The 12,358-nt window shown below is 64.1% G+C and carries 11 protein-coding genes; 1 reads left to right on the top strand and 10 read right to left on the bottom strand.

Annotated elements, in window-relative coordinates; translation table 11 throughout:
* Window positions 1-165 precede the first annotated feature (165 nt).
* The 7 genes from QA649_RS15660 to xoxF5 all read right to left on the bottom strand — a co-directional run bounded on the left by QA649_RS15660 (window position 166) and on the right by xoxF5 (window position 8,069).
* Complete coding sequence (locus QA649_RS15660) at window positions 166-423, bottom strand: hypothetical protein (protein WP_283024978.1); 258 nt, start codon at window positions 421-423, stop codon at window positions 166-168.
* Window positions 424-478: 55 nt separating this feature from the next.
* On the bottom strand, window positions 479-2,791 hold the full coding sequence (locus tag QA649_RS15665) for a molybdopterin cofactor-binding domain-containing protein (protein ID WP_283024979.1): 2,313 nt from the start codon (window positions 2,789-2,791) through the stop codon (window positions 479-481).
* A gap of 1 nt (window position 2,792) precedes the next feature.
* On the bottom strand, window positions 2,793-3,245 hold the full coding sequence (locus QA649_RS15670; RefSeq protein ID WP_260389275.1) for a (2Fe-2S)-binding protein: 453 nt from the start codon (window positions 3,243-3,245) through the stop codon (window positions 2,793-2,795).
* Window positions 3,246-3,892: 647 nt separating this feature from the next.
* A complete protein-coding gene (gfa, locus tag QA649_RS15675; protein ID WP_283024980.1) occupies window positions 3,893-4,456 on the bottom strand; it encodes an S-(hydroxymethyl)glutathione synthase in 564 nt (187 codons plus the stop codon).
* Window positions 4,457-4,488: 32 nt separating this feature from the next.
* Complete coding sequence (locus QA649_RS15680; RefSeq protein ID WP_011088955.1) at window positions 4,489-5,598, bottom strand: S-(hydroxymethyl)glutathione dehydrogenase/class III alcohol dehydrogenase; 1,110 nt, start codon at window positions 5,596-5,598, stop codon at window positions 4,489-4,491.
* Window positions 5,599-5,658: 60 nt separating this feature from the next.
* Entirely contained in the window at window positions 5,659-6,150 is a 492-nt protein-coding gene (locus QA649_RS15685) for a c-type cytochrome, methanol metabolism-related (RefSeq protein ID WP_026311940.1), read from the bottom strand.
* Window positions 6,151-6,260: 110 nt separating this feature from the next.
* On the bottom strand, window positions 6,261-8,069 hold the full coding sequence (gene xoxF5, locus QA649_RS15690; RefSeq protein ID WP_283024981.1) for a lanthanide-dependent methanol dehydrogenase XoxF5: 1,809 nt from the start codon (window positions 8,067-8,069) through the stop codon (window positions 6,261-6,263).
* A gap of 514 nt (window positions 8,070-8,583) precedes the next feature.
* Between xoxF5 and QA649_RS15695 the strand changes: the two genes are divergently transcribed.
* Window positions 8,584-9,552: a helix-turn-helix domain-containing protein gene (locus QA649_RS15695; RefSeq protein ID WP_018642669.1), complete on the top strand. Its 969-nt coding sequence runs from the start codon at window positions 8,584-8,586 to the stop codon at window positions 9,550-9,552.
* Window positions 9,553-9,591: 39 nt separating this feature from the next.
* Here QA649_RS15695 and QA649_RS15700 read toward each other — a convergent pair whose 3' ends face one another.
* The 3 genes from QA649_RS15700 to QA649_RS15710 all read right to left on the bottom strand — a co-directional run bounded on the left by QA649_RS15700 (window position 9,592) and on the right by QA649_RS15710 (window position 12,294).
* Window positions 9,592-10,017 (bottom strand): hypothetical protein, encoded by a 426-nt coding sequence (locus QA649_RS15700; RefSeq protein WP_283024982.1) that lies wholly within the window; start codon window positions 10,015-10,017, stop codon window positions 9,592-9,594.
* Between the two features lie 140 nt (window positions 10,018-10,157).
* Window positions 10,158-11,159: a tripartite tricarboxylate transporter substrate binding protein gene (locus QA649_RS15705; RefSeq protein ID WP_283024983.1), complete on the bottom strand. Its 1,002-nt coding sequence runs from the start codon at window positions 11,157-11,159 to the stop codon at window positions 10,158-10,160.
* A 109-nt stretch (window positions 11,160-11,268) separates the two neighbouring features.
* Window positions 11,269-12,294, bottom strand: coding sequence for an FUSC family protein (locus QA649_RS15710; RefSeq protein ID WP_283024984.1), 1,026 nt, complete (start codon window positions 12,292-12,294; stop codon window positions 11,269-11,271).
* Window positions 12,295-12,358 lie beyond the last annotated feature (64 nt).

Below are 12,358 nucleotides of genomic sequence, written 5' to 3' on the forward strand. Positions count from 1 at the left end.
GGTGCCGGATGAGGGGTTCTATCCGCGCGCAAACCGTTCATGAGGATGGAGACCCCTCACCCAAGTGAGTGCGCATCTACCAGCGTCGCTGCCCTCTCCCACAACAAGGGGAGAGGGCGCATCAACGCGCATCGGCGATGGCGGAAACGTCGGTGCGCGTACAGCCTACTTCCCCTGCCGGTCCACCTTGTCCTTCTCCTTCTGGTTCATCTCCTGAACCTTCGGATCCGGATTGTGCTGACCGGTGGTCTGGGTCGTCGACGCCGGCGGAGCGTTGGCGTTGGGTAGCGAGTTCTGGTCCGGCGCGGTGGGGCGCGTGGCTGTGGTCGGGGGCGTGGCGTTGCTCTGGGCGGATGCGCCTGCGGCAGCCAAAAGAAAGGCGCCCGACAGCGAGACTGCGAGCGCCCTTGAGATGTTGATCATCGATCTGCTCCTGTCAGATCGATGGAAACGGCGCGAGGCCGCCTCTGTTCCGTGTCTACGCCTCCAATTGCTTGCCGAGCGGCAAGCTCCGGATGCGTTTTCCGGTCGCCGCGAAGATGGCATTGATCAGCGCCGGTGCGAACGGCGGCACGCCGGGCTCGCCGACGCCGCTCGGCGGCGTGTCCGGACCGGGCGGCACAATGTAGACGTTGGTCACGACAGGAGAGTCGTCCATCCTGACGACCTGGAAGTCGTCAAAGTTCTTCTGCTGCACCTTGCCGTCCTTGAACGTGATCTCGCCGTATTTGGCGATGCTCAGGCCCATGATCGCCGCGCCCTCGATCTGCGAGGCGATGCGCTCGGGGTTGACATAGGTGCCGCAGTCGATCGCGGTGTCGACCCGCGGCACCGTCAGTTTGCCCTTCTCATCGACGGCGACCTCGACGATGGTTGCGATGTAGCTGACGAAGCTGCGGTGGACGGCGATGCCGAGACCGTGCCCCTTCGGCACCTGGCGTCCCCATTCGCCCTTCTCGGCGACCAGCTCGACCACCTTGCGCAGGCGCGCGGTGTCGATCGGGTAGCTGTCAAAGGGCTCGCCGTAGTTCCAGAGATCCTTCACCGCCGGCTTGACGATGCGCGGACTTCCGATCAGCGCGAGCAGCGTCTCCTTCTGGTCGCGGCCTGTGGCCTGCGCGATCTCGCCGACCATCGACTGCACCGCGAAGGCGCGCGGGATGTTCGAGACCGAGCGGAACCAGCCGATGCGGGTGTGCGCGGCCGCTTCCGGATTCTCGCAAGAGATGTTGGCGATCTCGAACGGCATGTCGACGAGGCCCATGCCGATTTCGAATGGCGCCTGATGCACCGTGCCGGCCGCAAAGGTCGAGGCGATGCTGGGGGCCACGCTACGGTGGCGCCAGGCGATCACCTTGCCGCTCTTGTCGAGACCGGCCTCGATCCGCTCGACCGAGACGGTGTGCAGGAAGCCGTTGTGTATGTCGTCCTCCCGCGTCCACTGCACCTTGACCGGTGCGCCGAGCTCCTTCGACAGGAGCGCGGCCTCGAGCGCAAAGTCGCATTTCGACTTGCGGCCGAAACCGCCGCCGAGCAGCGTCACGTTGACGGTGACGTTCGCTTCCGGAATGCCGAGCGTCTTGGCGACATCCTCGCGCGTGCCGCCCGGGCTCTGCACCGGCGCCCAGATCTCGGCCTTGTCGCCTTTGACGTCGGCCACCGCCACCGGCGGCTCCATGCTGACATGGGCGAGGTGCGGGATGTAGTACTCGCCGACGATGACCTTGTCGGCGCCCTTCAGGGCGGCGTCCGCATCGCCCTCCTGGCGCAGGACCAGGCCGGGCTTGCGCGAGGCCTCCTCGAGCTCCTTGCGATAGGCGGCCGACTCGTACTTGCCGTTGGGGCCGTCGTCCCAGGTCAGCTTCAGCGCATCGCGGCCCTTGATCGCCGCGCCGGTGTTGCGCGCGATCACGGCGACGCCGCCGAGCGGCTGGAATTTCGACGGCCACGGCCAGCCCTGCACCTGCATCACCTTTTCGACGCCGGGCACCTTCAGCGCCTCGTCCGGCTCGAACTTGACCAGCTTGCCGCCGGTCACCGGCGGCCGCGCGATCACCGCGTACTTCATGCCGGGCAAGCGTACGTCGGCGCCGTATCGCGCCTTCCCGGTGGTGATGTCGTGGAGATCGACGATGCCGATCTGGCCCTTGCCGAGATAGCGGAAATCCCGGGGGTCCTTCAGCTTGAGGCCTTCGATGCTCGGCACCGATTCCTTGGCGGCGTCGGCAGCAAGCTCGCCGAAGCCGAGCTTGCGTCCGCTGGCGCTGTGGACGACCTCGTGATTGACGGCCTTGACCTCGGTCGCCGGCACCTTCCAGCGTTTCGCCGCGGCCTGCTCCAGCATGGTGCGGGCGGAGGCGCCGATCTGGCGCATCGGGATCAGATAGTGCCGCGTGCTGCGCGAGCCGTCGGTGTCCTGGTTGCCGAACTTGACCTCGTCGCCATGGGCCTGCTGCACCTTGACCCTGGACCAGTCGGCTTCCATTTCCTCGGCCACGATCAGCGGCAGGCTGGTGCGCACGCCAGTGCCCATTTCGGAGCGGTGCCCGACGATGGTGACGATCCCATCAGGCGCGACCGAAACGAACACGCGCGGATCGACCACGACGCCGTGCGGCATCTTTCCGGCGCCTGTCTCATAGGCGAGCGCCTGGCGCGACATCACGGGCGCGGCAAGCACGAAGCCACCGGTGACGCCGAGCCCCTTCAGGATGCTGCGGCGCGAGACCTTCTCGACCCTGATATGCTTTTCGAAGCCGCGAAGCTTGCGGGGATTGTCGATGAAATTCATGTCACACTCCCGTCGATGCGAGATGGACCGCGTTCTCGATGCGCTGATAGCAGCCGCAGCGGCAGATGTTGCCGGCCATCGCCTCGCGGATCTGGTCGTGCGACGGCTTTGGATTGTCCATCAGAAGCGCGGCTGCCTGCATGATCTGGCCGGCCTGGCAGAAGCCACATTGGGGAACGTTGACCTGGCGCCAGGCCTTTTGAACCGGGTGATCGCCGCTCGGGTGCAGCCCCTCGATCGTCGTGACCTCGCGTCCGGCGACGTCGTTCACGGACGTGATGCAGGCGCGCACGGCTTGCTTGTCGACGATGACGGTGCAGGCGCCGCACAGGGCCTGGCCGCAGCCGAACTTGGTCCCGGTCAGCCCGGCCTCGTCACGCAAGAACCAGAGTAGCGGGAGATCCGGGTCGCCGTCCCAGCTCTGTTCCTGGCCGTTGATCTTCACCTTGATCATGATCGTCCCTCGCTCTTCATAAGCATGCCGAATTCAAATCGCCGACGTGAGTCAGCGGTGGTTTGTGCGTCGTGGTGCGACATCCCGCCGTCATCCCGCGCGGGCAAATCCCGGAGGGAGGCAGGAACGCCGATGGCGATGTCTGGATGTGCTCGATCCCCCCGTGTTGTTCTTAATTGATTGAACGTCGTGCGGCATCGTGACGGCGCGAGCCTAGCAGAGATCGCGCCGGCCCGGCGTTCACAGCCGAGTGTTCTCGGCGGGAAAAGATTGCATCGATGATTTGTCAAAAGCAGGGCGCGGCATCACGCCGCGTTCATTGCGGCCGCGAAGGCGAGGTGCACAAAAAAAGCTTCGTCCGACAGTATGACTGCGCGGACGAAGCAGGATGCCTCAGTCGAGGGAGGGAGAAACGCAAGCGCCGCAAACTTCAAGACGGAAGTTGGCGGCCCTGCGCAGTCATTCAGAGACCAGGACTGAGGGAGCCGATGGTTCTCGCCAGTCCATCGCAGGCGAGGAGGCGGCTTCGCCGCGATCGTCCGGGGCCAGGCCCGTCCGGTTGGGAGTTGGGCAACCAGCGATCGGACGGGCGTGGCGAGAGCGTGGGCCGCCGGTTCAGACGGCCCGTTCAGTCCAAGCTGCCTTGTTCAGGCGGCCTTGGCTTTGGCCACGTGGGTCGCGATCGCGTCCATCAGCGCCGGCGACAGGCAGTCATAGGGCTCGAGCCCGATTTCCTTCAGCCGCGAACGGATGCCGGCCATCTGCTCCGGCTTCACGCCGGATTCGATCACCGAGGAGACGAAGGCGGCGAATTGCGGCGCCTGCGAGCCCTGCTCCTGGAACAGTTCGGGATGGATGAAGTCGAGTCCGTAGAACGGATGGTTCTTGTTCTCGATGCGGCCGTACATGTGCGTGCCGCAGGCCTTGCAGGCATAGCGCTGGATCACCGCCGAGGGGTCGACGATCTGGAGCTTGTCGCCGTTCTCGAGCACGGTGACGTTCTGGCGTGGCACCACGGCGACGACGGAGAACGTCGCGCCTTGCGGCTTCCAGCATTTGGTGCAGCCGCAGGCGTGATTGTGGGCGACGTCGCCCTTGACGCCGACCTTGACCGGATGGTCGCTGCATTTGCAGACCAGGGTGCCGCCGGCAAAGCTGCCGCTCCCCTGCTTGACGCCGTTGTCGATCGATGGATGGAGTGCAACAGTCATGGGTCGATCCTCCTGGGTGTGATGTCTTAGGGCTAGTACACGACGACTGAACGGATGGATTTGCCCTCGTGCATGAGGTCAAAGCCCTTGTTGATCTCTTCGAGCTTGAGCACGTGGGTGATCATCGGATCGATCTGGATCTTTCCGTTCATGTACCAGTCGACGATCTTCGGCACGTCGGTGCGGCCGCGCGCGCCGCCGAACGCGGTGCCGCGCCAGTTGCGCCCGGTGACGAGCTGGAACGGGCGGGTGGCGATCTCCTTGCCGGCTTCGGCGACGCCGATGATGATCGAGGTGCCCCAGCCGCGATGGCAGGCTTCCAGCGCCTGGCGCATCACGGTGGTGTTGCCGGTGCAGTCGAAGGTGTAGTCGGCGCCGCCGTCGGTCAGGTTGACGAGATGCGGGACGATGTCGCCGGTGATCTTCTTGGGATTGACGAAGTGGGTCATGCCGAACCGGCGGCCCCAATCCTCCTTGGAGTCGTTGACGTCGACGCCGATGATCTTGTCGGCGCCAGCCATCTTGGCACCCTGGATCACGTTGAGGCCGATGCCGCCGAGGCCGAACACGACCACGTTGGCGCCCGGCTCGACCTTGGCGGTGTTGACGACGGCGCCGACGCCGGTGGTGACGCCGCAGCCGATGTAGCAGCTCTTGTCGAACGGCGCGTCCTCGCGGATCTTGGCGACCGCGATCTCCGGCAGCACGGTGAAGTTCGAGAAGGTCGAGCAGCCCATGTAGTGGTAGATCGGCTTGCCCTTGTAGGAGAAGCGGCTGGTGCCGTCGGGCATCACGCCCTTGCCCTGCGTCGCGCGAATCGCGGTGCAGAGATTGGTCTTCTGGCTCAGGCAGCTTTTGCACTGCCGGCATTCCGGCGTGTAGAGCGGAATGACGTGGTCACCCGGCTTCACCGAGGTCACGCCGGGGCCGATCTCGCGGATGATCCCGGCGCCCTCATGGCCCAGGATCGACGGGAAGATTCCCTCGCTGTCGAAACCGTCGAGCGTGTAGGCGTCGGTGTGGCAGATGCCCGTTGCCTTGATCTCGACCAGGACCTCGCCGGCCTTGGGCCCTTCCAGGTCGACTTCGACGATCTCGAGCGGCTTCTTTGCTTCGAAAGCGACGGCGGCACGTGTCTTCATTGGTAGCTCCTCAAATTCTCGTAAGACGCCAGGACGTAGTCCCGGCGGTCCTCGCAACGTTCATTTCTTGCCCATGCAGGCGTCTTCGGCCTTGGTGTAGGCCTCATTCTTCTCCTCCTTCTTGGAGGGACGCTGTCGGCCCCACGCCTCGTCGGAGCGCGCGCGCAGATAGACATAGAGATCATCCATGTAGCAGGCGACGTTGGGGTTGTCGCCGAAGGCGGGCATGACGTTCTCCTGCGCGGTCGAGATGTTCTTGCGACCGGAGGCGACGACGCCAAGGAAGTCGCCATAGCTCATGGTCTTGACGGAATCCTTCAGCGCCGGTGCGTAGGTGGATCCCATGCCGTCGGGGCCATGGCAGACGTGGCAGTCGGAGTGATAGCGGCGGTAGCCGGAATAGGTGAACCAGTCCACGGTGCCGTCGGCCGAAATCTTGTAGGTCGGGTTTCCTTCCTTATCGAGCCATTTCCCGTCGTCTTCTTTCTTCACGGCGGCCGGGTCGCCCGGACCGTCCGCGGTCGCAATTCCTCCCGACCCAACGAAGATCATCGCAGCAATGACAAAGCAGATTTTACGCAAGAGATTTTTCCTCGGAAGGCGTTCGGTGGAGACGAGCCGGCGCGTGGAGCGATCCACGCGCCGGAGCGATGCTGAGAGGCCTAGTTCGTCGGCAGCGAGAACACGGTCAGCGTACCGCCGAGCGCCGTGTAGTTGCTGAGGGCCGCGTAGCCGCCGACCGCGCCGAGACCGGCGGTCGGATCGGTCAGGCCGGCGGCCAGACCAATGCCGGCCCAGCCACCGACGCCGGAGAGCACTGCGACATACTGCTTGCCGCCGTTCTCATAGGTCGTGACGTTGCCGATGATGCCGGAGGGAGTCTTGAACTTGTAGAGCTCCTTGCCGGACTTGGCGTCGACCGCCTTCAGGTAGCCTTCGAGCGTGCCGTAGAACACCACGCCGCCGGCGGTTGCGAGCGCACCCGACCAGACCGAGAACTGCTCCTTGTTCGACCAGACGATCTTGCCGGTCTTGCCGTCCCAGGCGATGAAATTGCCCATGTGGCTTTCACCCTGCGGCGGATACATCGAGAGCGTCGCACCCACATAGGGCTGGCCCGCGGTGTAGCTCACCTTGAACGGCTCGTAGTCCATGCAGACGTGGTTGGTCGGGACGTAGAACAGCTGCGTCTCCGGCGAGTAGGCTGCCGGCTGCTCGTCCTTGGTGCCGAGCGCGGCCGGGCAGATGCCCTTCACGTTGTGGTCTTCACCGGCCTTGTCGGTCGAAGCTGCGTCGAGCACCTTCGGACGGCCATAGGTCGGCGAGTTCTTGTCCATGTCGACGCCGGAGGTCCAGTTCACCTTCGGATCGTATTTTTCGGCGACCAGCAACTCGCCGTTCTCACGGTCCATGGTGTAGGCGAGACCGTTGCGATCGAAATGGGTCAGGAGCTTGCGCGCCTGGCCGTTGATCTGCTGATCCGAGAGGATCATCTCGTTGACGCCGTCATAGTCCCACTCGTCGTGGGGCGTCATCTGATAGACCCACTTGGCCATGCCGGTGTCGGCGTCGCGCGCGAAGATGGTCATCGACCATTTGTTGTCGCCCGGACGCTGCTTCGGATTCCAGGTCGAGGGGTTGCCCGACCCGTAATAGACCAGGTTCAGAGCGGGATCGTAGGACATCCAGCCCCAGGTGCAGCCGCCGCCGATCTTCCACTGATCGCCTTGCCAGGTCTTCAGCGAGGAGTCGGCTCCGACCGGCTTGCCGAGCGACGTCGTCTTGGCCGGATCGACCTTGATCTGGTCATCCGGACCTTCCGAGAAGGCGCGCCAGACTTGCTTGCCGCTCTTCAGATCGTAAGCGGTGACGTGACACTGCACGCCGAATTCGCCGCCGGAGATGCCGACCAGGACCTTGTCCTTGACGATGAGCGCCGCCGAGGTGCCGGTCTCACCCTTCGCAGGGTTGCCGTTGGTCGAACTCCAGGCCACCTGGCCTGTCTTGGCATCGAGAGCGACGAGGTTGGTGTCGGCCTGATGCAGGATGATCTTGCCGTCGCCATAGGCCAAGCCGCGATTCACCGTGTCGCAGCACATCACCGGAATGACGTTCGGGTCCTGCTTGGGCTCGTACTTCCAGATGATCTTGTTCTCATTGGAAAGGTCAATAGCGTAGACCTTGTTCGGGAACGGCGTATGGACATACATGACGTTGCCGATGATCAGCGGGCCGCCTTCATGGCCGCGCAGCACGCCGGTCGAGAAGGTCCAGGCGACCTGGAGCTTGCCCACGTTTTGTGCGTTGATCTGGTTCAGCTTGGAATAGCGGGTATTGGCGTAGTCCCCCGCCGGCATTACCCAGTCCTTCGGGTTCTGCGACATCTTGATCAGCTCGTCATTGGCTGAAGCGCTCCCGACGGCGAGAGCCGCCGCGGAGCCAAGATAGGTCGCCAGTAGCACCTTGCGCATAGTCATTTCCTCCGTTGGTCTCGTTTATTGTTTCCGAAGCATTGCTCAATCACCGGGCTTCTCGTCCGGCGTCTGCTCGTGCAGGGCGGTCACTTTGGGACCAGAAACGATGCTGTGGTGTTTCCTCCTCCTGATGAGAGCCACGGGTCCACGTGCAGGAGCGGCCCGTTCTTGTTGTTCCTGCCGCAATCCCTAACCACTTCCCCATCGGGAAACTTGCCCAAGAGAGAAGGCGGTTTGCTTGACAGCGCACGGAGGCGAAGATTTTGATTTTGCAGTAGCGAATTCAGCGGCTTCGGTAAGCCTTTTGCACTGCCTTCAACGCTCAGGTTCCCCTTGACGGCGCTGCAACTAAGGCGGAGGATTAAGTTTCAAGAGTGGCAATGGAACGATGGCGCTCGTTGCAAAAGACCGCTCAAATTCGAGGTAAACGTCACGCAATCACGGCTGAGGGCTCCGGTGGCGCTGGTCGCGATTCGCGTCGAATCTCCGGATCAAACCAGTGGCTGGATTAATGTCCGACACCATTCACACGCTTTCGACGACCGGAATGACGCCGAAGCGGCAGATCCAGAGTTGGATCGACGGGCTGACGAGCCTGTGCGGGTATTTCGACGTCGATCCGCTGGAGGCGTCCTCGCTCGAAGGTCGCATCGACTACACCACGGTCTCGCGCCTGAAGCTCTGCCAGATCGAGGTCAGCCAGCATCGCATCGCGCACACGATGGCGCGCGCCAAGGCCAATGAACACCCGTACATAAAAATTCACTTCCAGACCTACGGGGTGTCGTATTTCGAGCAGGAAGGCCGCCACATCGAAATCAATCCGGGCGACATCATCGCCTATGACGTCTCCTGCCCGCATTCGATCATCAGTCCCGCCTTCACGCGTCACGATGTGGTGATCGTGCCGAAGGCGCTGCTGCGCGACCGCGGATTCCCCTCGCAGCGGATGCCTGCGTGCAAATTGTCGGCGAAGACGGGGACGGGGCGGATCGCCCATGATTTCGTCCATGCGACCTTCGACGAGGCGGCAAAACTGTCCGCGAACAGCGCGGTCGGCGTCGCCGATTCGCTGATCGACCTGCTGCTGCTGCCGCTACGCGAAGCCGACACGATGTTCGACCGCGTCGGGCCCGAAGCGATGTATGTGCGTGCCCAGTTCTTCATCCGCGAGCACCTGCGCGATCCCGACCTGTGCATCGACCAGATCTCCGCCGAACTCGGCTGCTCCAAGCGCTATCTGCACATGCTGTTCTCCGAGCGCGGCACCACGGTGAGCGACTACATCTGGCAGGCTCGCCTGCAGAACTGCCGGCAGGAGCTCGAGGCGCACGCCGGCAAGACCATCACCGACGTGGCGTTCTCCTGGGGGTTCTCCAGCTCATCGCATTTCAGCCGCGTGTTCCGGAAATATTTCGGCGTGGTGCCGTCCTCGATCCACAAGGCCCAGCAGGGCACGGCGGCCTCGGGCGAACATTAGGCGCACGCCGGAGCATTTCCGGCGAGGTGGCCGACGGGGTTACGCAGTCCTCGCAATATAGGGAATGCTCGCCACGAGAGCGACGAGCAGCGCCGCATTGCCCAGCATTCCGCTCCAATGCAGCCGGCGCAACCGGCGCGGAGCCTCGGTATCGCCGGCGTCCCTCGCGTTGAGCTGGTCGTCCATCCGTTGCATGAACCAGCGGCGTCCCCAGATCGCCAGGGCCGCGAGCACGCCGACGCCCATCGCGGCAAGCAGGCGGCCGTCGAGCAGGAGAATCACCGTTCCGACGACGCCGGCAACGCGCATCACCAGGAAATGGGCGTTGAACATTCCGCGCAGCAACTGCGCGACGGGCTGGATATCGAGCTTCACCAGCAGGAAGGCGGGCGATGCCAGCGTGAAATAGCCCATCGGAAAGAGCAGGATGACCATAACGCCAACGGCGACTGCATCCGGTGTCATGCGATCGGCCCTTCTTGTCCGCCCCACGCGGCCCCACGGCAACGGCACAATCATAGCGTGAAAATGCGTTTCCAACACTAGGCTTTGGTCGGACGCCGGGCCGCCCAGCGGACGCTTTTCCGCTGCGCCTTGCCCAAGGTTCAGGCCGGCTCGAGCCCGAGCGACTTTGCGCTCTCGATCCAGATCGGCAGCTCGCGCCGATACAGCTCGTTGGTCTCCTTGAAGCCGATCGCGGGTTCGAGCACGAAGGTCGCGAGAACCTCCTTCACCTTCGGATCGTTGTTGGCGGCGACGCAGAGCTCGGCGAGGCGGTCGACCACCGGCTGTGGCGTCGCCTTCGGCACGGCCCATCCCGAGAAACCGCTCACCGTGAAGAACTTTGAGGTCGCGCCCTGTTCGGGCAGCGTCTTCACGGTCGGGATTGCGTCGACCTTCTTCGAATGCACCGCGAACACGGTGCCGCGGTCGCTTTGCAGAACCGACTGCGCGGCCGTGTAGCTTCCCATGGCGGCATCGAGCGTGCCCTCCAGCATGCCCGTCCACATCGGCGCTTCGCCGCGATAGTGCACCGGCTCGATGGTGAGGCCGTACTGCTTGTTGAGCTCGTTGATCGTCATGTGCGGCGCCGAACCCGCGCTGTAGGTGCCGAAATTCACCTTGCCGCTCTTGCGCGCGAAGGCGACGAAATCCTCCAGCGTCTTGACGCCGGTCTTGGGGTTCGCCACCAGCAACAGGCCGGCGCCCGGAATGACGCTGACCAGCGTCAGATCCTTGTCCATGTCGTAGCCCGGGTTCTTCATCACCACCCGGTTCATGATGTAGGTGGTCGAGATCGAGCACAGGATGGTGTGGCCGTCGGGCTCCGCACGGGCGACTTCCGCGGTGCCGATCGCGCCGGCGGCGCCGGGCTTGTTCTCGACGACGACGGTCTTGCCGACCTGCTTGGAGATGAATTCGCCATAGGCGCGCGCGAGCAGGTCGGTCTGCCCGCCGGCGGGATAGCTACAAATCATGCGGATCTGCCGTGACGGCCAGGTGCCTTGCGGTGTGCCCTGTGCCGAGGCGCTGCGCGAGAGAAAGGGCATCGCGAGTGCGGCGCTACCGGCGGCGACGAAATGGCGGCGATCGAGTTTGGCGGACATGATTCTCTCCCCGGTTTTTGCCGAAGGTACTGCATCGGGCTGGCGCCGGCATGGGCGGCAGGCGAGACAGATTGGCGCATTCGAGAAAGCGGCGCTGCTCATTTGGGCGTCACCCGGACGGTCGCACCTTTCGTACGACCCGCAGCCAGACGATTTCGGTCAGCGCCACTGCAATCAGGCCGAAGGTGCCGCCGATCAGGACGTTGACGATGCGCTCCTCGGCGATGCCGCTGGCGCCGCCGGCAAAGGACGCAGCCAGCGCAATGAAGAAGCAGCGCAGGCCGAAGCCGACGATATAGCGGGATAACGAGATCAGCGTGAGGGTGGCCGCGAGCACAGCGACCGCATAGCCGACCCGGCTTTGCGGCAGCGCCATGCCGGCGAGGAAGCCGAGCGGCACGCCGACGAGGGCGCCGATCGCCCGCTGCTTCAGCTTGCCGGTGGAGGCGGCGAGATCGCCGACGACGACGCTTGCGGCCGACCACATCACCCATTGCCCCTGCGCAAGGTCGAGGAGCTCGACCAGCGCGGCCGCAGCGAACACCGCCATGGCGGTTGCGAGCGCGGGCAGAAACCACGCGTCCGCGGGCGGCCCGAACGAGGTCGAAGCGGCACCGCCGCGCCGGCGCCGGTCGTAAATCTGGATGGCGCAGACCAGCGCCAGCGCGATCGGAGAGGACACGATGATCACGCCGGCATGCCGCAGCGCCTCGGACGCGCTGACACCTTCCCGCACTTCACAGGCGAGATAGACGGCGGGAATGAACACCCAATTGCCGAGGGTGCGGAAATGCTCGCCATAGCGCGTCCCCGCCACCGCCAGGAAGCCGGCAAGCGCCGTCAGCACCGCGAACAACGGCTTGATCGGAGCAGCGAGAAAAAGCGCGGAAAAGGTGACGAGAATGGCAAGGTAGTGCCACGCGACCACCTTGGGCGGAAGGTGCAGCCTGAGCGCGGGAATGAGCAGCGAGACCGCGACCAGGGCGAGATTGAGCAGCGCCGTCTCGCGCGCGATGAAATAGGCCGCCACCATCGGGCCGACGACGATCAGCGCGCGCGCGAGCTCGCGGGTCTTGATCTCCCGGGAGAGGACGTCGCGCAGATCGGCGGCAGAAGGAATGGTCGGTGAATTCACAGGGCACCGAATGGGCGAATGAAATGCAAAGCATAGCACGGAATGACGTCGGCACTTTAACGTC

The sequence above is a fragment of the Bradyrhizobium sp. CB1717 genome (assembly GCF_029714325.1).
Classification (GTDB): domain Bacteria; phylum Pseudomonadota; class Alphaproteobacteria; order Rhizobiales; family Xanthobacteraceae; genus Bradyrhizobium.

Excerpts from the sequence above, each read along its gene's own strand:
- QA649_RS15660 (WP_283024978.1), bottom strand. The coding sequence starts at position 423 with ATGATCAACATCTCAAGGGCGCTCGCAGTCTCGCTGTCGGGCGCCTTT.
- QA649_RS15665 (WP_283024979.1), bottom strand. The coding sequence starts at position 2,791 with ATGAATTTCATCGACAATCCCCGCAAGCTTCGCGGCTTCGAAAAGCAT.
- QA649_RS15670 (WP_260389275.1), bottom strand. The coding sequence starts at position 3,245 with ATGATCAAGGTGAAGATCAACGGCCAGGAACAGAGCTGGGACGGCGAC.
- gfa (WP_283024980.1), bottom strand. The coding sequence starts at position 4,456 with ATGACTGTTGCACTCCATCCATCGATCGACAACGGCGTCAAGCAGGGG.
- QA649_RS15680 (WP_011088955.1), bottom strand. The coding sequence starts at position 5,598 with ATGAAGACACGTGCCGCCGTCGCTTTCGAAGCAAAGAAGCCGCTCGAG.
- QA649_RS15685 (WP_026311940.1), bottom strand. The coding sequence starts at position 6,150 with ATGATCTTCGTTGGGTCGGGAGGAATTGCGACCGCGGACGGTCCGGGC.
- xoxF5 (WP_283024981.1), bottom strand. The coding sequence starts at position 8,069 with ATGCGCAAGGTGCTACTGGCGACCTATCTTGGCTCCGCGGCGGCTCTC.
- QA649_RS15695 (WP_018642669.1), top strand. The coding sequence starts at position 8,584 with ATGTCCGACACCATTCACACGCTTTCGACGACCGGAATGACGCCGAAG.
- QA649_RS15700 (WP_283024982.1), bottom strand. The coding sequence starts at position 10,017 with ATGACACCGGATGCAGTCGCCGTTGGCGTTATGGTCATCCTGCTCTTT.
- QA649_RS15705 (WP_283024983.1), bottom strand. The coding sequence starts at position 11,159 with ATGTCCGCCAAACTCGATCGCCGCCATTTCGTCGCCGCCGGTAGCGCC.